The sequence below is a fragment of the Leptolyngbya sp. CCNP1308 genome (assembly GCF_034932455.1).
Taxonomy (GTDB): domain Bacteria; phylum Cyanobacteriota; class Cyanobacteriia; order Phormidesmidales; family Phormidesmidaceae; genus Nodosilinea.
Window position 1 is genome coordinate 1 of sequence record NZ_JAYGIH010000086.1, and the last position, 22572, is coordinate 22572.

Sequence of the window (22572 nt, forward strand, 5' to 3'; positions counted from 1 at the left end):
ATTTGTGGGCTTCCCGGCTTTTTCAGACATCACGAGATGACCTTGAGTACGTTAAAGTCCCTCGCCCTATCTTCGACACCTGGACCGAGCTACTTTGCCATGCCGCCTGATTGGATAAAGTCGAGCTTAGCTCGTTATGCGTAGTCTGAAGCTACTCGATACGGTTCAGCCTGTCTGACAGCCCGAGGTAATGGGAGACATTCTTCGCTCCGGGGTCGTTGCCACATCTGCGATATCGTCTTCACCATTACCCGGAACTGAAGAGAAGTATACGAGCTGCGATTTGGGCCCATTTAGTTCTTTTGTGTTGTCTGGATAGCTGCGAGCGCAGGCAACTACTCAACCCACAAGCCTTCAGCAGGTTAAGGCCATTGAGCACTCGGCTTAATCGATGTCACCTCAGCTACCTCCCAGCAGTGTCATTCTGCCCGTTCAAAGTCGATGTTTCAGGAAACGGCGTTGCTGATTCAGGGTATGAAGCGACGGCTCAAAGCTTTGAAAACTCATTCCGGATTTCGCAAATTCATACTGCCATTCAGCAACGCCGCCTAAGCTACGAGCACGTAGGCCAACACGGCGCGTACAGCCTTAAAGCAATCTTCTCGATGACCACCGAGTGCACAGAGCCTGAGTTCACTAATCTCAAAGAAGAATTAGAAGAGTTAGGTTATAGGCTGAACGTAGTAGACGGCTGCACAAAAGAGCATCAGGATGCGAGACAACGTGCTCTCAATGATGCAATGACCACTGCTTAAGTAGGAGAGATCACATGCAGATCGAATTTCCCGACCATTTAGTACCCACCGTAGGTAAGTCAGTGAAGGCTTTGAGTGACCAAGCCTTTTTATCAAGTGAGGACCGAACAGTACTTGTCCTGCTTCGAGAACTGCAGCAAGCCATTAGTTTTAGCAAGAGCAAAGAGGAGTAATGGCTAAAATTATGACCCGCTGGAAGACTTTCTCGTACGATGTCTTGGGCAACAAGGCCCTAAACTGGCGAAGCTGTGATTTGGGGCAACTTACCGAGCAATCCCTTAAGCAGTGGGGAATTCAAGTAGTACACCACCTGGACTAGGGATGAACTAATTTTCTTCAAAAATGAGTAGTAAGCAGGTAGCCTAAATTAAACGTTGCTGTAGTTAGCTTTGGTGCGTCACGCATGGCGATGACACACCCTACGAATAATTGTGGTTACCTACTTACACCGGCTTCTTTCATTGTTTTTAGAGTCTGAAACCCTCATTTCTCCGTTGAAGGGTTGCCTGACGCGCAACTACTCAACTTCTCTAGTAGCCGCACTAAGGTTGACCACAGCACCATCAAACGTGGACAAGAATGCAGTTTATCCTTCTGCGATGGATGACCTCAAAGCGGAAGAACTGAAGTGAACCCCTCCCGGAAGGTGCTGACTACCGGGAGGAGGCATGAAAGGAAACCTATCGTTTTAGGAGGACGTACTGGCGCTAAGTGATCGCGAGTTCTTTTTCCATCTCGCATTGCACTCCCAGGAATCACCGTGGCATAGTGAATGAGCTAAAGGTCATGCGCCTATTCAAAAGCTATTGGGACCCGCCGGCCTGGGTCAGGCGCATCCACATCGGCATCTGAGTATTAGCTCCGGCTTCGATCCGCTCAAGGGCGGCCATCATCTCGGCCTTGACATCAAATTTGGCTTCCTGCTGAATGGCCTGACGCAGCGGCTCAACTGCGGTGCGATCGCCAATTTCCGTTAAAAACCGAGCAGTGCGCCAGCGGACGAGTTCCGAGGAATCGCTCAGGGCTTCGATCATCGTGCCCATGGCGCTCGGGTCGCCAATGTCGCTTAAGGCATCACCTGCCGTCCGGCGCACCAGGGGCGAGGGATCTTGACGAACAACCCGACAGAGCGGGGCAACCGCAGTTATCAGGGTGCTGGCTCCGATGAGGGCTGCAGCCCACCGCCGCAGGGTGCTTTTCTCATCGTCGAGTACGGCCACCACCGCCGACAAGTTCTCAGCCGTCACTTCGAGCTGCTGCAGTGCCTTGAGTCGATGTTTCCAATCGGGGTGGCAGAGCTCCGCGATGAGGGCTTGCTGTTGGGCCATTTTGTCAGCCGGGAGGGCATCAGCCCGCTCGGCAATGGCCGCAGCTTCAATCTGGCTCAATGCTGGGAAGTCAAGCAAGCTATCAATTTCATCTGCTACCATCTGGGCCACGGTTTCGGGTTCACCCGCTGGCGCTTGATAAGGCTCCCAGCGGCGCTCGGCTACATAGTCCGCCCCCGTCGCCTGAATGGTTCGCTGGAGGGCTTGAGTAAAGCGTTCAGGGAGGGCAACACGAGCCTGCTGCCCGTCTGCCGCGATCGCCCGTACCTGCACCGGAATGCCCCGAAAGACCTGCACGGCGACATCGAGCTGGCCTAAATTAGAGCTGGATGAGGGCACATTCACACCGTCTTCAGGGGAATGCAGCGGCTGGGTTAGCTGTGTGAGCAGCTTGGAATCGGCATTATCGGCTACGCCAATTAGAGCGGCGGCTTCAGCCAGTATCGGTTGCCAATCAGATATGCCTTTGCGGGTCAAGGTCACAAAATCTTTGACTACAAAAACAGATTGAATCGCTTCCACTGCCAGCAATGGTTGCAGCCATTCAGGATTATTGGGCGCAGGATCCCCTTTCTGCAAAGTCAGGGCTTTATCGCTAATACTCTCATCTAGATTGAGCTTGATGCAGTTGGGGCTAGGGGTCGTTTCGATAGAAAGCAATCGCATAGTCTTAGCAGTATGTAGATTTCAGCGATGCCTACAGTAAGTAACTGGTTTAGCAGACTGCAGTGGATCTCAACAAGGGGACACGCAGTTGACGCATGCCCGTACTCTGTCATTCTGCCACGCCCTTCCAAAACGACCCGCTGTCATTGACTTTCTGAGGCCAGGAGCTGGAGCTGTACATCGGGTCAGGTGGGAAATAACGCAGTTCTGGTTTAGTTGCCCGCGCCGCAGAGTAACATCACGATCTCTCTCAGCGGCTCTTTCGTGAAACGTTCCAAAATTTGTTCACCGCTGCACTGGACAATCACCACACAGTTATGCAGGGCCTCCTATGGGTATAGGGGTGGGGTAAGCTAGAACGGCAGTTGCGCGCGCAGGCAACTATTCAACCCACAAGCCTTCAGCAGGTCAAGGCCATTGAGCACTCAGTTTTGATCGATAGGCACCTCAGCTACCTCCCCACAGTGCCATTCTGCCCATTCAAAGTCGATATTTCAGGAAACTGAGTGATTTCAGTAGGTCTAACGTTTCGGTTGAGCGACTGCCAACAACCTTTGAAGCATAACGTACCGACCTTGATAGTCCGCTCCAACCGAAGTGTGTACGCCCAGCATGGGCGTGAACTCATGGGGTGAAAGTCCCCTGTCGGAGAACCAGCGTCCAAATGCTCGAAAGTTATAGGAGCCGAGCGACGACAACGACTAGCTTAAGGCAAGGGCGTTTCCGCGAGGAAGGGTCTGAAGGAAGCCAGCGGCAAAACTGCGAGCCGACGGACAGAAACGTCATAGAAGGCCGAGTCTCTGGGGCGAGTTGGCACAACACAACGAAGCCCAAAGGTTTAGGAGATACGGTAAATGACGCGGTTGTGCAGGGAAAGTTCACGTTCTTATCTGGGGAGATCTGCCCCTTTGACAGTCTAGAGCGCGATGGGAGTCTGACTGAGGTCTGGCGGGAAACGGCCAGGAAGCCACAGAACCCTAAGGCAATCGAGACGGCCCGACGGTTGGCAACAACCGGCGAAGGGGGCAGAAGTCAGCCGAGGCCATAGTAGCCAAATGCCAGTCTGTAATGGGCCGGATACGGTGAAGGGCCGAACCATGGAAAGCAGAGAGGAGCCACCAGGGCTCGTTCTGAGCGTTGAACCCGATCGGGGGAGCTATAGGAACGGCGCGTAATGGTGTAGCCAGCTCTGGGGTCAAAAGCCGAGAGGGTTTTGATTTCTAATACTTTCTGAGGAACCGCCCTGTGCGGACCCGCTTGCAGGGTGGTGTGGGAGGGGGGATTCGTGAGGATTCTCCCTATCCCGATTATGCGTGGCCTCTATTTCTGATTGCATGTATCAAATTCATTTTCGTTAGTTCTTCGTAACTGTCTATTGAATGCAAAAAAGCAACATTCTTATTGTTGGATTTGTCTATCAAATCTATAAGAGTATCAATATTGTTTAATTGCTTTTCGGACAATGAATCAAAATCACTTATTATATTCTCCCGCGAATTGGTATTTACATAACTAGAAAGTTTACTCATTAAACCAACAAAAATATCTGAAGCCTGAATAAATAGATCGCTTTGCGAATCAATAAAGGAATAATTTTTTATCTCTTCACTTTCGTTAATAATTTTGTAGTTGGCAAGGATTTTCGAAATAGCCATCTCATTATCAAAAATATGATTCGAATTTTTGAACAGATAAATAGGTCTTAGGTAAAATTGGGAAAAATCCTTTATTAAGATGTGATCTTCCTCGTCCATTATGAACGGAAGCGAATCCTTTTTCTTTGCTTCTTTGAGTATCTGCCTGAGAGATTCCAATCCAAAATGAAATTCCTGTGTGTCAATATATTCATCAAATATTGAAGTTAGCTCTTCAATGAATTCTAGAATTGATCCTCCTTTAAGGTTAGGATAATTGGAATTATAAAATAGTTTAACCACCAATTTAATTTCAAGTTTCGAAAGTTTATATAGATCATTTTTGAGATGATTCGAGAAATTCAGATCTAGCTGCATTGCCACTTCTGAGTTTGCAATCGCAGAATCAACAATATCGACAATAGACCAGTAAAGAATATTTAGACTTGAATAGTGAATGTATAAATCATTGTGCAAAAGGTATTTCAAAAAAATATTCAGTTTTTCAGACTTTAAGCAGTTAATAAATTCACCCCTGGCAATATGCTTGAACTTTATTTCTGTAATATTCTTTTGCAGATTCAGTCTATTAAATAAAGGTTGAATGTCAGGTTTGATCCCTTCATAAACTAAACCACCTAAAACAAAATTCGAATTAAAAGAATAATTAAAGTCAATTTCTCTCACATAAAATTTCCTGATATTATTTGTTTCATCATAATAAAAAGTAAAAGAACTGTCAAAATCTGCTTCTGGTGCAATCATCTTCGTCATTCTTCTAACATTACTAATATCAAAATTCGACATTTATCGCCTCTTTTTGTCTAACATATGATGGTTCTGGACGAAAAGGGCATATCTCAATCATCATTGTACGCTCTTGAATTCATATAGTGTCCCATTTGACCATCACACAGCAAGCAACCTGACAAAAAAGTATCTTCTAAATCTCCTGCAATGAATTCATTGCAATAGCCACAGTATCCCACATCATCATGGATTACCTGGCAGGAAAAGCAGATCCATTTGTTGCCCAACTTTACTACAGAGTTAATACTTTCGCTGTCGTTACAGGAAGCGAAACTCTCCTCAGCATCCAGATCATCATACGGTATCTTTTCTTCTTTTATCACATCATCAATTTCAAGATCTCTACTACACAGGCAACAAACCAAAGAGGGGAGAGTATCAGCACTATTTTTAACTTTAATTAAACTCGAGTGACAGAAAAGGCACCTAATATTTTTTAATATATGTTCTGATATTTGACTTTCAAAGCCATATGTCTCAAATGATTGCTTGCAAGCTTTACTTTCTGCCTTATACACATCTGCTGTCTCCAATAACGTCTGCCAACAATCTTCACCAAGAACACTGTAAGGTTCTTCCCCCAAATATTCACTAATGAAATCTCGAATTAAAAGAAATGAAGTGACAATGACTTCTCGAACTGCGCCAGATGACTTATCAGTATAATAATGTTCTATATTATTACGAAGTTTATTGATTTCTTCAAACCTACTCCAATCATATTCAATCTTCAAACTTTTGAATCTCTTTTTAATCGTCTGAACGTCTACTGTTTTTTCACCATCACCAACAAACAAAACATTCCCCTTTTCGTCACAAATAGGCTTTATAAATTGTTTTATTAAAACCTCTTTGTCATGTAGCGGTGATAACCGCTTAAGTTTTTCTTTATAAAGAAGAAGAATTCCGGCGCAAATGTTTCTGACTGCGGAGAGATATCTTCTATCATCGTTCATCAAGTAGTCTTCCACACCCACCTGTATAGAGTCAATTGCATTTTGAAGCAGTGACATGATTTACGTTTTCCAATAAATCGGTCAAGTCTATAACTTCAGCTAGCCTGTAGTTCAGCGGCATAACGTTTCGGCTAAACAGCTGCAAGTAGCTTTTGCAACACCACCAGGATCTCCCATCAGTCCGCTCTAGCCGGGCTGTTATGTGGCTGCATTCGACCGTGAGCTAAGCTGGTAGTCACTTATCTAACCCTAAAACTATGGATATCTTCACACCTATCGTATCTGAAGAACTTCAACATCCTCACTTTCGCCTTATTTCACAACCAGGACTATACGATCCAGAAAGTAAAGTCTTGAAAAATTGGGCGGATGGTTTTGCAGATCGAGACAATAAATTTGCAAAAGAATTCCAAACAACATTTAACTCTTCGTTTTGGGAATTATATCTCTTTGCCTGTTTCAAAGAGCTTACTTGTTCAGTTGACTTCTCCCATCCAGCGCCAGACTTTATATTAACTTCTCCTTATGGTGAGTTTATTGCTGAAGCGACTACAGCAAACCACCCTCAAGGCTTTCGTCCTGAGTGGGATAAAGATCCGCGTATGCTTGAAGAATCTAAAATGGAGGATATTCTAAGACTTTCTACAATCCGACTATTACAAGCAGTCACTGATAAACACAAGAAATACATTTCATCTTATTCAAAGCTTGCTCATGTCCAGAATAAGCCATTTGTAATATGCGTTACCCCATTCGATCAACCCTTCTTTTTCCTTCAAGATAGCTTAGCTCTTGTTCGTGTTCTTTACGCTTATGAGCAACCTTTGATTATTCCGGGCACTCACGAAGGAGAATTACTCATTGTAGGGGAGTCTAGAAAATATAAAGTACAGAAAAAACCTGGAGTGGAAATTCCTCTAGGCTTATTTACGAATCCTGCAATGGCTGATGTAAGTGCCATTTTTTTTAACAATCGGGCAACTCTTTGTAAGGTTCGTGCCCTTGCTGGAGAGGGAAAATATCCAGTTATTTTTTATGGCTCTAGAGCTATTGAATCGGAGGCTGAAACAGGAGTCCAGCGTTTTGTTGCTGAAAGACCAAATCATCAAGAAACTTTGCTTGATGGTTGTCATATTCTCCTCAATCCATTTGCGAAGCATCCTATAGATCCACAGATTTTCGAGGGTAGAGAAATTGCAATTCATGATTATGATCCCCAATCAGACAGTTACAAATTGAAAATCCCAGATGGATTTCTTTATCAAAGAGCATGCATGGCTCTTATTCCTGAAACTGAAGAAGCTCTCAAAAAATATAAGGCTTCTACCTCTAGCACAACAACTTATCAAGAATTGTCTTCGGAAGTCTGGGCAGAAGATCAACTAATGTACATCGGTGGGCAAAATGGACCATTTTGTGAAAACCACATGGCGCATTATTGTGGCTGGACTATTCTGGTTTCTCTTGACTCGATCGATCAAGATTGGAGTGGTTTAGCAGTAAATGTTCTTTGTTACAGCCATCCCAAATTTATGCAAGCTAATAGTGATGACAATATAACTTCATTAGAACTGGCGGAATGGCTACCAACTAAGGAAGATGCGTACACCGCTATTAAACATAAAATTGACACAATTTCTGAACAATCCTGAATTAACGGTACTGTACCAGGCCACGCCATGGCTCAGCCTAGCTGCCCGCGCCGCAACCCCTCCGCAGCTTCATCTTATGCGAAAGCTCTCTCTACACAAGGCATCCAGGCCAATCGAGAGCTTTCGCAGCAACTTTTAAGAAGAACGGCAAAATCAGGCTTTGAGACAACTGGCACAAGCTAGAATGTTAAACTAAGCCGCTGAGTCGCCTCAACGGCTCGTCTTCAGAACCAGACGTGAGAGTTTCCCCTCATCTAGCTCCTCAACAATGCAATGCCTTGACAAGGCAGACCTCCTCAAATCGCTTAGCGTTTTGTTGTCGTGACAGTGTCGGTGCAAAAGTTGCAGGTTGGAGTATCGGTTGCCCCCTCCCTGGCAGAGGGGTAGGACATGGTCTACCTCCATCCGGTCTTCTGCCCTGAAATACAGACCACAGGCCGGGCACTTCCCTGACTGTCGTTTTAGTAAGACCGCAACTCGGGTCGGGAGTTCAAGGTGCTTACCTAGGCGTTGACTCCAATAGAGCCAGTCCCCGTCGTAAGGGCTTCTGTCGGCTTTCACTTTGACATGTCGCCTAATGGCCGTGTCTTGGTGATTGATGAGCCGACTCTTGCCATCGCTGGTCGAGAATTGGGACTGGTGCCAGTATTGACGCGCGACCCACTGACGACTCTTGTTAGAGTGCCGACGGGTCGCCCATCGCCATAGCTTCCAAAACGTCTGCCACTGCGCTTTCTGAAAGGTCTTCTTCCTGACGCCAGAGGCGTCGTAGTTCGTCCAGCCCCGGATAACCGGGTTAAGTGCCCGAATCAGCGCACTTTGCGGTGCTGCTCTATAAGCCTGGATAATAGACCTAACTTGCGCTAGGTGTCGCTTTAGGTTCGCCTTGCTGGGCGTAATGAGCGTTTTATGGCCAAGGTGGGACTTGGACTGATGTTTACCGACCCGGTTTTGCCGGACTGTAAACCCCAGAAAGTCAAATCCCACATTGCCCTGATACGGGTGCAAGGTGTGCGTGTACCGGGTTTTGCTTGGCTGTAGCGCTAAGCCTCGCTCGGCTAGCCAGGAGACAATGGCCTGCTGGCAGGCTTGAATGACTTCAAGCTGCTCGTGGAGAATGACAAAGTCATCGGCATATCGAATCAGATGCGCTTTAGGGCTCACCTGTTTGATTCGGTTTTCCATTCCGTGTAGGGCGATATTGGCTAGCAATGGGGAGATAACTCCTCGCTGGGGAGTGCCCTCTTCGGTTGGAAACCACTGCCCTGATTCCATCACTCCCCCCTTGAGCCACGCTCTTACCTGACGACGAATCAGGGGCGGAGCGTTGAGCTCTTGCAGGAGGGCTTGGTGACTGATGCGGTCGAAGCACTGCGAAATATCCGCGTCCAGAACGTACTTGGGAGTCATCCGGATGCAGTTAAAGATGGCCTCTATCGCATCGTGGGCTGAGCGTCCTGGTCGGAACCCGTAGCTATTGGGCTCAAATCGGGCTTCCCATTCGGGTTCCAACGCCAGCTTCAACAGCGCTTGTCGGGCTCTGTCGGCCATTGTTGGAATACCGAGCGGGCGCTTTTCTTCCTTGCCGGGTTTGGGAATCCATACTCGGCGAGTGGGTTGAGCTTTATCGGTCAGTCTCAATCTTTTGACCAGAAGAATCCGACGTACTGGGTTCAGTGACTTTACGCCATCTACCCCAGCGGTTCGTTTTCCCTGGTTGTCTTGACTGACCCGGCGCACAGCTAGGCATCGGGCTGCCCAGGACTTCAGTAGGAGTCGTTGCAATCTGTGAACTGTTTTGACATCGCCACGACGGGAGGCTCGATAGATTCGCGTTTGCAGCTTATACACCTGCCGCTCTAGCTTGCGCCAGGGCAGCGAGTGCCATTCATACATCGTCGTAAAGGACGTGTTCATGACGTTTGTACTGCGACTTGCCACTCTATCTTTTGCATCATCGTGCCTACGTCAGCCTATCCCAGCCCTTCGGCTGGGCCTTTGCTTCTTAGGCAATCCTGCCTGCTACGCTCTTGCGGTTTGGCACCTACTCAAGCTATCGACCGTTGCTTGAGAGAGTCGTAGCAGGTTATCCCGTTCCAGATAACCGTTGGTTGAATGGTTAGGAGGATGCTATCCACCGGGTTTATCGGGAGTGCTTACTGATCCCTGGACCGTAGGTCAGCCCCTTATCCTTTGCCTTTTGGCCCCAGTCGATTGGCCTCGGCGACTGGTTCTAGTTAACGATGGCTACGCATCTTCGCGTTCGCTCTCCATACATTCGTGCTCGACGGGATTCCAGGTGAGGCTCCCTGGTTACCGCCTTTTATTCCCGCTTCACCCTTTGATAGCCAGTCGCTGAGTGGGGAATAGGCTGTCACCCTTGCACCTAGGGGGTAGGACTTGAGCGCATTGAGATATGGGCTCTCACCTACACGGTTATCTAGTTGTCAAGGTGCTCTTGGGCATTTTCCTTGCCGCTCATCCCTGAGTCTTTCAACTCATTTCGAGCGAACGGGTCGCACAGTCCGAAGCTAGTCCACGTTTTAGCGCTACTGGCACAGAGTATAAGTGCTCATGTCCAATACCTCGGATTGAGAAAGCTATGCAGCGTCCCGCCAGAAAACAAAGCTTTAGCTAAAGCTCAATTTCTAGAGATTTTCTGGTTGGCTGAAGTATGGGATCACTGTGGCGGTGGGTCAGTTGATTGGCGATTTGTTGGCAGTACTCCAGCGCCGCATAGTGTCCCTGGTTCAGGCGTTGGGCTTGCGCCGTTGGCCCCTGCCGGAGGATGCCCACAATGTCTTTTGTGGGTTCTCCATCTGAGACAGCAAGCCGGGCAACCGCGACATCTAATTGTCCCCCCTGGGGCTCGTCAGAGCCGCCTTGGACGGCCCTGGCGTAGAGGTCGTAGCGTTCCCTCCAAAGCTGCCGCAGCGCCTCGTAATCGGCGAGCTGCTGCTGACACTGAGCCTGAGACATATCCATTACTTGAGCCAGCACCGCATCTTGGTCGGGGCGATACTCAATCTGTCGGTGCATCTGGAGACCCTTCAGGGAGTAAGCAGGCCCGAGGCGACGACCGGCAAATGAATGGCCATCAACGGAATAGGAAATACCCGTGAAGGCAGGCTTTTCCCCTGGAGAGGCAATCTGTCGCAGGTGAACCTCAATACCGCTAGCCTTGAGCCGGGTCACCAGCATAGACAAGGTAGGGTTGTCGTTTGTCGCGCGGCCAATCTCATCCCAGATCATCTCCTTGGGCAGGATTTCGCCCGTGCGTTCCTTACGCCGATATTCACCCGTGGTGAGGTTTTGCCGCTGCCGTGGTGAGGCAACAGTGAGGGGGATAAGGCCCATATCTTGCTCTAGCTGTCGAGCCAGATTTTGCACTTTCAGCTTGCTAAAGCTGTCCTTGACCCAAGCACCTTCTACATCAATGGTGGTGGTAGCAATGTGCCAATGCTGCACCCCATTAGCAGACGCTTTGTCATGATGCTGGGTGACAAAGAAAGGGCAATCCCCGTAGCCCATGCTGTCTAAAATTTTCAGGGAGATGTCAGCCATCTGAGTTGGAGCAACGTGCTCTCCTGGTGAGAGGCTAACCATCAGGTGAGCCATGGTGTGCTTCACAGGACGTTGCCGAGGGCGAGAGGTTACCCAGTCAAATTCACGAGCCAAGCCCTCTGGATTGCTCCACGCCATATTGGTAGCAATGATTGGATGGGCGCTACTGGCTGTCGTTTGTTTGGCCGGGTTAAGTAGGTAGGAACAAAGCCCGTGGGCGTTGCTGCCTTTAACGATCTTGATCAGCATGATCGCCCTCAGGGACAGGTGTGATTAAGGTGCGCTGTGTTTCTAAGATTGACTGCCGCAAGTCTCTCAAGTCTTGGAGTAGAGAGGGGGGTGCTGCCGTGGCGTAACGTCGCCGGAGGTCATCCACCTTTTGATTCCACCGGCTGAGATGGGCATACACCTCTCGATGCGTGACCGTAGCCGGTGGTGGTCGTAGGCCGAGGTTGCGGAGGAAGGTTGCCGGGTGTGCTGGATGGGCCGCCCGCTGAATGGCTCTAGCCTCAGCCTCAGAAACGTTCACCACGATGCGGGTATTACGTGAGGTAGTCATGATTGGCACAGTGAATGCTTAACAATTCTTTGCCCCAAAAGGTCGACTTGCGATATGGGGGAGATATTCGAAGGCTACTATCCAAGGAGAGTTTAGGGGAGTGATCTTAAGTTATGAGCAGGAAGAATATCGGAAAACTTCTCTGTTGTAGTTGCCAGTATAAGTGAATGACAAGGTGCTAGGGTAGCCACAACTTGCCAAAGAAAAAATATTTTTTAAAGGTGACTAGAAGGTGAATGCCAAAGGTGACTAGAAGGTGAATGCCAAAGGTGACTAGAAGGTGAATGCCAAAGGTGACTAGAAGGTGAATGCCAAAGGTGACTAGAAGGTGAACACCAAAGGTGACTAGAGGGTGAACACCAAAGGTGACTAGAGGGTGAACACCAAAGGTGACTAGAGGGTGAACACCAAAGGTGACTAGAGGGTGAACACCAAAGGTGACTAGAGGGTGAACACCAAAGGTGACTAAAGGGTGAATGCCAAAGGTGACTAGAAGGTGAATGCCAAAGGTGACTAAAGGGTGAATGCCAAAGGTGACTAGAGGGTGAATGCCAAAGGTGTATTAGATTGAGGTTTTATTGATGACTTTAACTGAGTCTATTAGGGAGAAAGTTAGTAATCATATTACTGATAGTGCGCCTATGCAGCAGTTGACTAATAGAGGTGAGGAGTTGACTAATTATGGAGTTGTTAAGGACTGCTTTGATGCAATCACCCTATTTAGAGTAAATGAAAAAGACTGGGGTGTTACCGCAAAACAAGTGATGACTTCTTTTAAGACTATTACAGGTCAGGAGATTTCCATTAGTGCATCTACTCTAAAACGTTACTACTACAGAATTAAGGCTGAATCTAGTGGAAAGAAAAAGAAGAAGAGCAAGAGCAAATCTGATGTGACTAAGTCACCGCCTGTAGTTGAGCCTGCCGGTGTTAGTGATGCTGGTGAGGATAAGACACAGGTTGCTGCTGATGTACCAAGAGACCCAGCTGTTGCTCCAGGCAAAGGCCGAAAAAAAACGGCTAGTGGAGGAGATTCGGGGTTTCAAGTGCCACGGCGGCCCGGCATTAGACCGCCCACTCACTGGGATGGCTAGACAAATTTAGATGGTTAACATGTCGTTTAGAGGGATTGTCCCGTGTCGAATAAAACTGTAAACATCATCAATGGTGCGAAGGGTGGAACCGGTAAAACGCTGTTTGCGCGGTTGCTCTACGCGACCTTAGATAATGCCGGGTCGAAAGTAATTGGTATTGACTCAGATCAAGAGAATCCAGAGTTTTCGTCATTCCATGCCGATCCAGATCAATTTGCGGTGCCGACGATGGATTGCCTATCGTTGGATGGCGGTAAAAACCTGGTGACAATGCTGTCGGGAGAGGTGGCGACCTCAGTGGCCAGTCGGCTTCCCACGTTGGCCCGTCGCTGCCCAGCTGACGTGGTGATTTTGGATATGCCCGCCGCCTCAAGTACCCGATTGCGGGAGCAAATTGATGTCTTTGACCTGATTCCAGCCTGTGGCGAGATGGGGTATGGCGTGACGATCATCAGCGTGATTAGCACTAGCTATGCGCCGATTGAGTCGATTAGCCGAATGTTAGACTTCTGCGGCGACACGGTTCGCTGGGTGGTGGTTAAGAACCAGTATTTTGCCAGTGACGGACTGAAAGACGCATTTTCGTTATGGGACGAGTCAAAAGAACGCAAGCGAGTCAAGAAGTATGGGGGAGTCGAGATTGAGCTGCCACGATTGGCCGATACCACCTTTAAGGCCATGCAAGCCAACTACACACCATTCACGGCCCTCGACAGCCTGCCCTTGGGAGACAAGTTGCTGGCACGGTCGTTTGTTCGTCGTGGTAGTGCCCAGATAGAGGCAACTGGACAGTTGCTCGGCCTACCTGTTCCTGTTGCTGAGGCGGTGTAAATGGGGCAGCAAAGCGTTGAGGATATTGCCAGTATTGAAACCGTTCTGCATGAACTGCTACTGCGGATGGAAGCCCTAGAGCGAGTTCACCATCAGGACGTTGCCCACATTCGTGTGAGTTTAGACCAATGGCAGGAGATCACACAGAGCCTATCGCGGCTGCTGGAGGTGCGCACCCAGGAGACAGCGGAAGTGAGCAGCGGCTACAGGACACTCGGAGAACACTTGGTACGGTTTGGTCAATACTTGGTGTCATCAGAGGTGATGTTGAAGCGGGCAGAAGGGCCACTGACGACCTTAGCCGCATCGCTGCCCAGCTTGATCGTGGAGATGGAGAAACTCGGGAGCCAGGTGCCCCCGGTGACCGATCCGCAGATCACAACCGAAGTCAAGGCGGAATTGCAGGCGCTGCGTCGGTTGATTCAGCGCAGCGCCTGCCAAAGAAGCGGAAGCGGAACGTCGATCTGGACTGAACTCGCGCAATGGAGAGCGGCGGTGGTGTGGTTGTTGATGGGAACAGCGGTGATGGGAGTGCTTCAGTACCTCATCTTCCGAGGCAGCGGGTTTCAGACAGCCCTGAGCGACGTCCGCGCTAGTGGCGGAACGGTAGATCGCCGTCTAGAGCGCATCGAAATTTGGCTGGGGATAGTCGAGGATGATTAGAGCAACGCGCCATCTGAGCCATAGGGGATGAAAGCCTCTGTCTTTTTATTCAAGTTATTAGATAAAGTAGGAAAGAAATTTTAAAAGCCTCTGGAATCATTTCCTGTGGATTGTTTAGGATTTTGACCTATATTTTTTGGGCGTTCTAAGTTATGGCAGTAAAAGAGAGAGAAGCACTGACAGGCAAAGCGCTTCTGGCCAAGGTGAAAGAGAATGATGGACGGAGCAAGCGAGAACTAGCTAGGGAATGCGGGTATTACACCGTCAGCAAAGATGGACAAACCCGTGTTGCTCTAGCCGAGTTCTACGATGCGTTACTAGCGGCCAAAGGCATTCAGCTTGAACCCCAAAAGAGTGCAGATGGTCGAGGCCGAGAAGCATCTTACACTCTAACTGTCCACAAGAATGGCCAGATTGTGATTGGCGCGGCCTATACGCAAGAGATGGGGCTGAAGACGGGCGACGAGTTCAAAATTAAGCTGGGCTATAAGCATATTCACTTGGTTAAGCTGGATGATGAAGGCAATGAAGATGACGCCTGATTGGATAGCAATGCCAATGACGTGTTTGTTCCAGAAATGAGTTTTGGGTTCCAAAGGGCAACTCACGATTCAAGGTGAGTTGCCTATATTTTTTCTGTAGTTTAGCTACGGGGTTGATATAGCCCTTCATTTTGGAGTTTTCCGGCTGCGAATTTGAGGAAGGGCTCGGTTCTCCCCTTGTTATGGGTTTTGAGAGAATCATCACCCAGAGACCTGTTGAAGGCCTCAATGTCATCTTCGAGGTCAGTCGTAATCGCTTTAATGGCGGCCGCATGAACGCCGACGGCCTTGAGTAACGCCCCCGAAAACTTGACGGTTGCATCGGGATGTTCCTGAGCCCATAGCTGAGCGAGTTCAAGGAGCCGCACCCCCCGCTGATAAGGCTTAGTGCCTTGGGCCTTGTCATGGCCATTGTCCTCCTCCTCAGCCCGAGCGGGTCTAGGTGCAGCCGGTGCCACGGGTGCAGCCGGTTGCACACCCCCCTCGCCATCGAGTCCCTCGCCCTCGTGGTCAAACTCGAAAGCAAAGAATCGCTGAGCAGCCTGGAGCTGATTAGGGTCAGCGGCGATCGCCCTCAACTCGTCAAGCATCGCCACCAGACGTGCATGTTCAACCTTCAACGCCTTGAATTCCGAGTCATCGCCCTGCCCGCCGCCAGCGCGAGCGAGGCGATCGATGGTTGCCGCCTGCGCCGAGATGGTTTGAGCCTGAGTTGAAATTGTCGCCGCCTGAGAAGAGATCGTCGCCCACACCGGGTCACCCTCCCCAGCCCCATTCACCTGCGGACTCGGCGTCGTCTTTGCGGGAAGAGAATCAGCCACGGTCAGTGCTCCTTGGTTTTCTGTAGGGGATGGTTCAACGGGTGCGTCAAGCTCATCAGGCGGCAGCGGAATGGGGCCACTCGCCGCCAGTTTCACCCCCCGCGCCGTAAGCGGCTTCCCATTTCGAGTCAGATAATACTGGTAGTAATGCCCCGTCACCGACGCATTGCCCGTGGTGGTGTCATCGAGCAGGACATGACCGAGGAGGTGTTGCGCCAGACGCTGCTCGGCCATATTGGGAGGGCAAAAGTAGTGGAGCGCGATCGGCACATAGACCGCCCGGCAGCGATGAATGGAGATATTGGTAAACCCCTTCGGGGTGGGCAGCACGTCATCGAGCACCTTGATGACCCGACGATTGACCCGAGCATTGAGCGCCTCCATCCTGGGATCCTCCGAGGCGACCCCAGCCAGGTCATGAATGTCAGCGGTGGCCCTGAGTTTTTCAATCGCCAGCAAAACATCCTGGGCAGGCACCAGGGTCAGCAAGTCATAGGCAGGCTTCGCCGCCTTCTGCTGCCCGGTAAAGTGCAGCAGATAGGGATGGCCCTGGGGAATGAGCTGAGCCATCTCCCCCACATGGGGTTGGAGCTGCCCGAGACTGACGACCTCTGTGTGCCGTCTTCCGGTGACAGCGGCGATCGCGATGATCAAGTCGATCGGGTCATTCGAGGCCAGTAAGAAGTTGACTTTGCCCATATAGTCATCGAGATCGACGGGCTGGCGATCGTCCTGACGAGCATTGGCATTTTGGGTAGTGGCGGCTCTGAGCTGGGCCTGCACCTCAATCGGGTAGGTGAACCCGTCTAAAGCGTAGTGTCGTTCCTCAGAACCACTGCTGGGCTCCCCTGGCAGCGGATTGCGCTTCGTCCACCGCCGAGGGTACGAATTTTTGCCATTGAGGGTAATGCGCCCCGTCTCAATCGCGGATTTAATCGCCTTGGTGTAGCGCGGGAAATAGACCGAATTGATACTGCTGCGGGGATAGGCCATTTCCAAAAGCTCCTGTTCCGCCGCACAGAGACGGTCGATTGCTGCCTTCGTGTCAGTGCCAAGGGCATTCATCTCCACCAGCTTGGCCACGAGGATAGCGATCAACTCCTCCAGTTCTTTCTTAGTCAGCTTGGTGCGATCGCCCTTTTCAATACGAGCCTCCATCGCCGCGACGATTTCAGCGCGGGTGGTGTCGAAGGTTTGAGATAGAGAGGCCATAGCTGTTGTCGGAACGGTACGTTAGTGAGCGGCATCATCTACGAGTTTGATTATAGCAGTCAATAGATCTATATCGGTCAACTACTCAAATTCCCACAGGTCAGGCGAATTACATCGGCAACAACGACGCGATGGTCAAAGACCGGCCCAAGGGGCCAACGCATCCCCCCCGCCGTCTACCTCACCACCACTAGTTCATCCCACCGAGTCGTAAACCGTTGAGATCGCCATTCCGCCCGCATCTTCCACCCCTGCTGCAACCCCTCAGCAGCCCAGCGCACCGTCCCGGCCCCAAACTGCCGATTGAGCGAATCCACAGCCACCATCAGCCGCCCCGCCCTCTCTCTCTCTCTTCGTCTCATCCCTAAACAATCCGCCCTGGCAGATCGCCCCGTGGCTCAGATCCAACAGCATCACCCCCGCCTTGTGATAGCCGTACCCAGGCCGATATAACCGCTCAGCGGCCCCCAACGCCGCCCGAACTATCGTCGGGGTATCACTGGCAGGGTAGGGAAACACCAACGTCTCTGAATTGGCATACTGCGGTTCTCGGGATCGAAAGCGGTTGGTCGTGATGAACACCTGCATGGATTGCGCCACCCGGTGATCGCGCCTGAGCTTAGCCGCTGCTGTACTTCCATAGGAGGCGATCGCCTGCTTCAGCTCAGCCAGAGACGTCACAGGCCGCCCAAAGCCACGAGAAACACAACAGCTCTTACGCGGCTGGGGACATAGCTCCAGGGGCAGGCAGGCCACCCCGCGCAGCTCTAGAACAGTCCTGACCCCAACGATGCCGAGCAGCTGCCGGATCAGGGCCAGGTCAGCCTGTTGCAGGTGCAGGGCCGTAGTGATGCCGTGAGCCTCCAGACGTTGAGTCAGCCGCCGCCCAATGCCCCACACCTCCGACACCGGCAACGGAGCCAGCACTGGCTCAGCCTCGTGCAGAACACAGACACCCCCCTGCTGCTTAGCCTGATGATTGGCGATCTTGGCCAGCGTTTTGGTCGTGACCACCCCGACCGAAACCGGAATGCCCGTCCACTGCTTCACCGTCAGCCGCATGTGATGAGCCACCATCTCACAGGACAGTCCCGCAAGACCCAGGAATGCCTCATCAATGGAGTACACCTCAACCTCAGAGGAGAACTGCCCCAGCACCGCCATCACCCGTCGCGACAGGTCGCCATAGAGCGCGTAGTTGCTGGAAAACACCTGAATCTGATGCTCATGGATGAGCGATCGCAGTTCAAACAGCGGTGTGCCCATCTTCACCCCCAGAGCTTTGACCTCATTAGAGCGGGCCACCACGCAAGCATCGTTGTTCGAGAGCACCACCACCGGCTTACCCTCCAGCTTGGGATTGAACACCCGCTCACAGGACACATAGAAATTATTCGCGTCTGTCAAAGCGATCATGAGCCCCTCAGGAAGTGAATGGCCCTAGTGACCACGCCCCAGATGGAAAAGTCAGTATCGCAGTCAATCACGATAGGGTCATAGTCTGGATTCTCAGGCAGCAGCCGGATCTGCCCGGCCTCTTGATGAAAACGCTTCACCGTCAGGTCGCCGTTGACCACAGCAATAACCACGTTGCCGTGGTTAGGCATCAGCGCCCGATCCACAATCAGCAGGTCACCACAGAAGATCCCTGCTCCGATCATCGAGTCGCCCTTGACCCGCACGAAGAAGGTCGCGGCAGGATGGTGGATGAGGTAACGGTTTAGGTCGAGAGGCCCCTCAGCATAATCTTCCGCCGGGGAGGGGAACCCAGCGGGGACAGTGACGATAAACACAACGTAATTGCTCAACTGGGTTGACGGGTACCGGCGAATGAGAGAGGGTGGTAGACTTTTGGCATGAAAGACCTGCCGCCGCTAGAAGGCCTCAGTTCTGAGGAGAAAGATGCTCTGATTCGAGAGCTGTGGCAGGTGGTGCAAGGCTTGCAGGCAGAGGTTGAGAGGCTGAAACGGAAAGGCATCAAGAAAACGTCGCGCAATTCAAGCTTGCCTCCAGCGAAAGGATTTAAGCCCAATTCAGAGGGTTCCAAACCCAACCAAAGCCAACGAACGGCCAGCGTGGGCCGAGCGGGTGGTGGCCGTGAACTGAGTGCATCGCCCGACCAAGTAGTGGTAGCGCAAGTGAACCGTTGCCCTCACTGCGGCAGCGAGGTCGAGCGTGCCAGCCAACAACTCAAAGCGGTCTATGAGCGGATTGAACTGCCCCAAGTTCGCCCTCAAGTGACCCGAGTAGAACGGTATGAGGGAGACTGTCCGTGCTGTCAGCGGAGCTATGAAGCCCCCGTGCCGGTTGGGTTAGAGCCCGGTTCGCCGTTTGGACAGAGCATCGCCAGTGTGGTGACGTATCTGAGGTACCACCATGCAGTGAGCTACCAGCGGCTAAGCCAACTAATGGAGGATCTGTACGGGGTAACGCTATCGGAAGGGGCGATTGCGAATCTGCTCCAGCGGGTTCAAACCCAACTTGCAGCGCCAGTGGCCCGGATTGTTGAGCGCCTGCGCAGTGCCCGCCTGGTGTGCAGCGATGAAACCAGTGCCCGGATCAATGGTCGCAACCAGTGGGAGTGGGTGTTTCAGAATGAGCAGGTCTGCCTGCATGTGATTCGCCCCAGTCGAGGGAAAGCCGTGATTGACGAGACGCTGGCCGGTCATCGCCCTCAGGTCTGGGTCTCTGACTTATTCAGTGCGCAAAAGGCCCACCCCGCTGAGCGGTGGCAAGTCTGCCTGGCTCATCAACTCAGGGATTGTCAGTATGCCATTGATGCCGGTGATGACCTCTTTGCCCCCCGGATGAAGCGCTTATTGCTGCACGCCATTGCCCTGAACCGACGACGACAGACCTTGGCGGAATCAACGGTTCGGCAGTACTGCTCTCGATTTCGAGGCACCCTGCGGGAAATCTTAAATTTGAACCCCAAGTCCCCTGAGGGACAGCAATTGCTCAAGCGTTACCAAAAGATCCGAGAGCATCTGCTGCTGTTCCTCGACGATGAGACGATACCGCCGACCAACAATTCCAGTGAACAGGCGCTGCGGTGGAGTGTGGTCTTTCGCAAGGTCACCCATGGCTTTCGCTCCGATTGGGGCGCGGAGTTGTTCGCCCAGGTGCGCTCGCTGGTAAACACGGCTCGCCGTCAGGGTATGTTTGCCTTCGAGGCCATTTCTCGCGCCCTTACCTCGCAGCAGTCCGATTGGCTACTGAGTTGAGCAATTACAACACAACAAAACGTCCTTCAGCGCAACAGCGGTAGAGCACCTGTAAAAGCCGCGTGTGCTAAGGATTTGAACCTCGGAGTGGAACTCGTTAGAGCAGTATAGTACAGATGAACTTAAAAGCCTGTCGAAAGTCCCCCCGTGCGATCGCCCCCGGCATCATCATCAACTCCTGCGTCAGCGGCCTCAGCGCGGGGTGTGTAGCGGGAGGCCCCCTGTCCCCCGTCACCACCGGCCCGCCGTGCCCTGGCCACCAGCAGGGGCCGCTCTCCCCTATGCGATCGCAACGCCTTGTCGGCTTGGCTCTCCTTCAGTTCAGAGGTGCTAGGGGGGCGGGGGAAGCTGCGATCGCCCCCTTTGCAACGTTGTTTTGGTGCTGTAGCGGCTGCTCGAACCGGATTCCCTCAGTGAGGGGCACCCGTGAGGGGAGCCGCGATCGCAACCTGCCGGAGGGGCTACAGCAGCCCTCCGGGGATTAGTCGTCGAATCTGAACTGGGTCAACCAGTGAGGCCCGCCGCCATTCCTGACTTGTTGTAGCTCGGGCTTGTGCTGGCTCAGGGAACGGGGGTACACACCGGTTTCCCAACACACTCTCAGCTTGGCCTTCCACTGCCGCCCAAAGCTCTCTTTGGCCTTTTCTAGGGCGTAGTATTGGCTGTTCGTCGCTTCAAAGGTGGTGGTGTTCATGGTGTTCATGGTGTTCATGGTGTTCATGGTGTTCATGGTGTTTCGGTGATAGGGGTATCTGCTGTCTCTGTAGCGGTTGGGGAGGCTGCGATCGCAAGGTGCTGTAGCGAGTCGAGGGGATGCGATCGCAATGGCCTTTGGGGTGTGTTTTGCCCTACCCCCAGGGCGAGACGGCTAGGAAAGCTGTGCGAGAAGGTCAGCGGGGAGGACGGATGCTAGGGCTGAGCGGATGTCGCTGTTGCTCATGTGCTTGCCCTTTCCTCTGGAATGCCGCCATTGGAGGTTGACGAGGTTGGCGAGGGTGCGGAGTTTGTTGGTTGCGGTGCCGGTGCTGTTGAGGACGGTCTGCACCTGGTCGGGGTGGATGGCGATTCTCCCGTGGAGAGGCTTCGCCAACGCATGGTCGGAGAAAGCAACGACGCGATCGGGTGCAGGGTTGGTGTGGGAATCTGGGTGCCGTTCATCGGCCTGGGGTAGGGCAGCGCCGCCATCGAGGGGGAGTAGCGATCGGTCAATGCGTAGAGCCAGAGCGTAGGCTTCGGTGGCCCATTCGGCCTCGTAGAAGCGACGAGCGGCCTTGCCTGCTTGGAGGGTATAGAGGCAGGCGAGGAAAGCCAGCCAACCCGCGATCTGGAGCAGGATTGAGAGAGTGCGGTAGACGTCAATGGCGCGATCGCTTCGCAGTGCTTGCCAGGTGTTGCGGGTAGCGGTGGCCAGGATGGTAGCGGCGGTGGCGTAAGGGGCTAGCAGGGGGGTAACGAGTGCTTGGGTGGTGTTCATGGGGAATTGCCTCAGAGTGTGGGGTGAGGAGCCCTCATGGCGCTGAGGGCAGGCGAGTAGCGCTATTCGATGGAGAAGCCGTTGACGGTTTCAGCAGGGGGTTGAAGAGGCTGCTGGTGGCTGCTGAGGTATTGCACATCTCTGGGGTCTAGCCCTAGAGCGAGGTGCTGTTTTACCTCGGGTTGGGGGGTAGCGATGGCGGTGGTCATGGGGTGTTCCTCCCGTTTAGCTGACTACTACATGATAACTTGACTGCAACAAATATGCAATAGCAGTCAGAATAAAGTTTAGGAAGTCACGTTGCAATCCAGAAGCCTTGTAGGGCAGGGCTTTGACGTAATACAACTTCTGTTTTATGTCGTATCCTGTCAGGCATTAAGATATAAGCAGGGATGATATATGGGGCGATCGCGCTTCTTGGAGGCTGAAAGCTTTGAAAAGCCGTGCAAACTGATTGATATAAATCTCTTATATCTCTGCCTTACACACAGTTGTATATATGAAATATTAATATAATAGCAGTCAAAAGAATAGAAATTTTTTATGCAAGTCGGGGATCGCTGGCGATCGCAGCAAGAGACAGAACGGCCAAAAGCCTTTATTTACAAGGGTTTCAGGGTTTTCAGAGGATCGCGATCGCATAATGGGGATCACGCGAAAGGGTATAAAGGTATAAGTAATAGAGATATAAGAATGCTTTATAGGGGTATAGCGGTTGTAGTCTAGCGTTTTTTGGAATTCCAAAAAACGCTAGACTACAACCGCTATACCCCTATAAAGCATTCTT

At 51.6% G+C, this 22572-nt stretch carries 21 protein-coding genes; 8 read left to right on the top strand and 13 right to left on the bottom strand.

The window, feature by feature from the left end; translation table 11 throughout:
- The first annotated feature begins 416 nt into the window (after nucleotides 1-416).
- Nucleotides 417-755 carry a hypothetical protein gene (locus VB780_RS25235; RefSeq protein ID WP_323353952.1) on the top strand — a complete coding sequence of 113 codons (339 nt, stop codon included), beginning with the start codon at nucleotides 417-419 and terminating at the stop codon, nucleotides 753-755.
- Nucleotides 756-1558: 803 nt separating this feature from the next.
- On the opposite strand, the gene VB780_RS25240 is transcribed toward VB780_RS25235, so the two are convergent.
- From VB780_RS25240 to VB780_RS25250, 3 genes are all read right to left on the bottom strand, one after another.
- Nucleotides 1559-2749 (bottom strand): virulence factor, encoded by a 1191-nt coding sequence (locus VB780_RS25240; RefSeq protein WP_323353953.1) that lies wholly within the window; start codon nucleotides 2747-2749, stop codon nucleotides 1559-1561.
- Nucleotides 2750-4056: 1307 nt separating this feature from the next.
- The gene (locus VB780_RS25245) at nucleotides 4057-5190 is read right to left on the bottom strand and encodes a DUF3800 domain-containing protein (protein WP_323353954.1); all 1134 of its coding nucleotides are present in this window, start codon (nucleotides 5188-5190) and stop codon (nucleotides 4057-4059) included.
- Nucleotides 5191-5243: 53 nt separating this feature from the next.
- Complete coding sequence (locus tag VB780_RS25250) at nucleotides 5244-6206, bottom strand: hypothetical protein (protein ID WP_323353955.1); 963 nt, start codon at nucleotides 6204-6206, stop codon at nucleotides 5244-5246.
- A 200-nt stretch (nucleotides 6207-6406) separates the two neighbouring features.
- Between VB780_RS25250 and VB780_RS25255 the strand changes: the two genes are divergently transcribed.
- Nucleotides 6407-7801, top strand: a complete 1395-nt coding sequence (locus VB780_RS25255; protein WP_323353956.1) for a hypothetical protein — start codon at nucleotides 6407-6409, stop codon at nucleotides 7799-7801.
- 210 nt (nucleotides 7802-8011) lie between these two features.
- On the opposite strand, the gene ltrA is transcribed toward VB780_RS25255, so the two are convergent.
- The 3 genes from ltrA to VB780_RS25270 form a co-directional block, all read right to left on the bottom strand.
- Nucleotides 8012-9718: a group II intron reverse transcriptase/maturase gene (gene ltrA / locus VB780_RS25260; RefSeq protein WP_323353957.1), complete on the bottom strand. Its 1707-nt coding sequence runs from the start codon at nucleotides 9716-9718 to the stop codon at nucleotides 8012-8014.
- 717 nt (nucleotides 9719-10435) lie between these two features.
- A complete protein-coding gene (locus VB780_RS25265) occupies nucleotides 10436-11614 on the bottom strand; it encodes a relaxase/mobilization nuclease domain-containing protein (protein ID WP_323353958.1) in 1179 nt (392 codons plus the stop codon).
- On the bottom strand, nucleotides 11595-11924 hold the full coding sequence (locus VB780_RS25270) for a hypothetical protein (RefSeq protein WP_323353959.1): 330 nt from the start codon (nucleotides 11922-11924) through the stop codon (nucleotides 11595-11597). The genes VB780_RS25265 and VB780_RS25270 overlap by 20 nt, the downstream gene beginning before the upstream one ends.
- A 581-nt stretch (nucleotides 11925-12505) precedes the next feature.
- Here VB780_RS25270 and VB780_RS25275 point away from each other — a divergent pair.
- From VB780_RS25275 to VB780_RS25290, 4 genes are all read left to right on the top strand, one after another.
- Nucleotides 12506-13018 (top strand): hypothetical protein, encoded by a 513-nt coding sequence (locus tag VB780_RS25275; RefSeq protein WP_323353960.1) that lies wholly within the window; start codon nucleotides 12506-12508, stop codon nucleotides 13016-13018.
- 42 nt (nucleotides 13019-13060) lie between these two features.
- On the top strand, nucleotides 13061-13849 hold the full coding sequence (locus VB780_RS25280; protein WP_323353961.1) for a hypothetical protein: 789 nt from the start codon (nucleotides 13061-13063) through the stop codon (nucleotides 13847-13849).
- A complete protein-coding gene (locus VB780_RS25285) occupies nucleotides 13850-14512 on the top strand; it encodes a hypothetical protein (RefSeq protein ID WP_323353962.1) in 663 nt (220 codons plus the stop codon).
- 152 nt (nucleotides 14513-14664) lie between these two features.
- Nucleotides 14665-15054 carry an AbrB family transcriptional regulator gene (locus VB780_RS25290; RefSeq protein ID WP_323353963.1) on the top strand — a complete coding sequence of 130 codons (390 nt, stop codon included), beginning with the start codon at nucleotides 14665-14667 and terminating at the stop codon, nucleotides 15052-15054.
- A gap of 101 nt (nucleotides 15055-15155) precedes the next feature.
- On the opposite strand, the gene VB780_RS25295 is transcribed toward VB780_RS25290, so the two are convergent.
- The 4 genes from VB780_RS25295 to VB780_RS25310 form a co-directional block, all read right to left on the bottom strand.
- The gene (locus VB780_RS25295; RefSeq protein ID WP_323353964.1) at nucleotides 15156-17087 is read right to left on the bottom strand and encodes a protelomerase family protein; all 1932 of its coding nucleotides are present in this window, start codon (nucleotides 17085-17087) and stop codon (nucleotides 15156-15158) included.
- Nucleotides 17088-17263: 176 nt separating this feature from the next.
- The gene (locus tag VB780_RS25300; RefSeq protein WP_323353965.1) at nucleotides 17264-17413 is read right to left on the bottom strand and encodes a DUF4113 domain-containing protein; all 150 of its coding nucleotides are present in this window, start codon (nucleotides 17411-17413) and stop codon (nucleotides 17264-17266) included.
- Nucleotides 17352-18503, bottom strand: coding sequence for a Y-family DNA polymerase (locus VB780_RS25305; protein WP_323353966.1), 1152 nt, complete (start codon nucleotides 18501-18503; stop codon nucleotides 17352-17354). Before VB780_RS25305 ends, VB780_RS25300 begins: the two co-directional genes overlap by 62 nt.
- Nucleotides 18500-18895 carry a translesion error-prone DNA polymerase V autoproteolytic subunit gene (locus VB780_RS25310; RefSeq protein WP_323353967.1) on the bottom strand — a complete coding sequence of 132 codons (396 nt, stop codon included), beginning with the start codon at nucleotides 18893-18895 and terminating at the stop codon, nucleotides 18500-18502. The genes VB780_RS25305 and VB780_RS25310 overlap by 4 nt, the downstream gene beginning before the upstream one ends.
- A 48-nt stretch (nucleotides 18896-18943) precedes the next feature.
- Between VB780_RS25310 and tnpC the strand changes: the two genes are divergently transcribed.
- Together tnpC and VB780_RS25320 are read left to right on the top strand one after the other, a co-directional pair.
- A complete protein-coding gene (gene tnpC / locus VB780_RS25315; protein ID WP_323353968.1) occupies nucleotides 18944-20311 on the top strand; it encodes an IS66 family transposase in 1368 nt (455 codons plus the stop codon).
- 116 nt (nucleotides 20312-20427) lie between these two features.
- On the top strand, nucleotides 20428-20796 hold the full coding sequence (locus tag VB780_RS25320; protein WP_323353969.1) for a hypothetical protein: 369 nt from the start codon (nucleotides 20428-20430) through the stop codon (nucleotides 20794-20796).
- Here the strand turns inward: VB780_RS25320 and VB780_RS25325 are convergent.
- The 3 genes from VB780_RS25325 to VB780_RS25335 form a co-directional block, all read right to left on the bottom strand.
- Nucleotides 20793-21041, bottom strand: a complete 249-nt coding sequence (locus tag VB780_RS25325) for a hypothetical protein (RefSeq protein ID WP_323353970.1) — start codon at nucleotides 21039-21041, stop codon at nucleotides 20793-20795. The genes VB780_RS25320 and VB780_RS25325 overlap by 4 nt on opposite strands.
- Before the next feature lie 138 nt (nucleotides 21042-21179).
- Nucleotides 21180-21785 (bottom strand): hypothetical protein, encoded by a 606-nt coding sequence (locus VB780_RS25330; protein WP_323353971.1) that lies wholly within the window; start codon nucleotides 21783-21785, stop codon nucleotides 21180-21182.
- 62 nt (nucleotides 21786-21847) lie between these two features.
- Nucleotides 21848-21994, bottom strand: a complete 147-nt coding sequence (locus tag VB780_RS25335; RefSeq protein ID WP_323353972.1) for a hypothetical protein — start codon at nucleotides 21992-21994, stop codon at nucleotides 21848-21850.
- Nucleotides 21995-22572 lie beyond the last annotated feature (578 nt).

What these genes read in the sequence shown, in the direction of transcription:
- VB780_RS25255 (WP_323353956.1), top strand. Translation starts at nt 6,407, where the DNA reads ATGGATATCTTCACACCTATCGTATCTGAAGAACTTCAACATCCTCAC.
- VB780_RS25245 (WP_323353954.1), bottom strand. Translation starts at nt 5,190, where the DNA reads ATGTCGAATTTTGATATTAGTAATGTTAGAAGAATGACGAAGATGATT.
- VB780_RS25320 (WP_323353969.1), top strand. Translation starts at nt 20,428, where the DNA reads ATGAACTTAAAAGCCTGTCGAAAGTCCCCCCGTGCGATCGCCCCCGGC.
- VB780_RS25330 (WP_323353971.1), bottom strand. Translation starts at nt 21,785, where the DNA reads ATGAACACCACCCAAGCACTCGTTACCCCCCTGCTAGCCCCTTACGCC.
- VB780_RS25275 (WP_323353960.1), top strand. Translation starts at nt 12,506, where the DNA reads ATGACTTTAACTGAGTCTATTAGGGAGAAAGTTAGTAATCATATTACT.
- ltrA (WP_323353957.1), bottom strand. Translation starts at nt 9,718, where the DNA reads ATGAACACGTCCTTTACGACGATGTATGAATGGCACTCGCTGCCCTGG.
- VB780_RS25240 (WP_323353953.1), bottom strand. Translation starts at nt 2,749, where the DNA reads ATGCGATTGCTTTCTATCGAAACGACCCCTAGCCCCAACTGCATCAAG.
- VB780_RS25295 (WP_323353964.1), bottom strand. Translation starts at nt 17,087, where the DNA reads ATGGCCTCTCTATCTCAAACCTTCGACACCACCCGCGCTGAAATCGTC.
- tnpC (WP_323353968.1), top strand. Translation starts at nt 18,944, where the DNA reads ATGAAAGACCTGCCGCCGCTAGAAGGCCTCAGTTCTGAGGAGAAAGAT.
- VB780_RS25250 (WP_323353955.1), bottom strand. Translation starts at nt 6,206, where the DNA reads ATGTCACTGCTTCAAAATGCAATTGACTCTATACAGGTGGGTGTGGAA.
- VB780_RS25300 (WP_323353965.1), bottom strand. Translation starts at nt 17,413, where the DNA reads ATGGTGGCTGTGGATTCGCTCAATCGGCAGTTTGGGGCCGGGACGGTG.
- VB780_RS25265 (WP_323353958.1), bottom strand. Translation starts at nt 11,614, where the DNA reads ATGCTGATCAAGATCGTTAAAGGCAGCAACGCCCACGGGCTTTGTTCC.
- VB780_RS25285 (WP_323353962.1), top strand. Translation starts at nt 13,850, where the DNA reads ATGGGGCAGCAAAGCGTTGAGGATATTGCCAGTATTGAAACCGTTCTG.
- VB780_RS25290 (WP_323353963.1), top strand. Translation starts at nt 14,665, where the DNA reads ATGGCAGTAAAAGAGAGAGAAGCACTGACAGGCAAAGCGCTTCTGGCC.
- VB780_RS25335 (WP_323353972.1), bottom strand. Translation starts at nt 21,994, where the DNA reads ATGACCACCGCCATCGCTACCCCCCAACCCGAGGTAAAACAGCACCTC.
- VB780_RS25305 (WP_323353966.1), bottom strand. Translation starts at nt 18,503, where the DNA reads ATGATCGCTTTGACAGACGCGAATAATTTCTATGTGTCCTGTGAGCGG.
- VB780_RS25325 (WP_323353970.1), bottom strand. Translation starts at nt 21,041, where the DNA reads ATGAACACCATGAACACCATGAACACCATGAACACCATGAACACCACC.
- VB780_RS25270 (WP_323353959.1), bottom strand. Translation starts at nt 11,924, where the DNA reads ATGACTACCTCACGTAATACCCGCATCGTGGTGAACGTTTCTGAGGCT.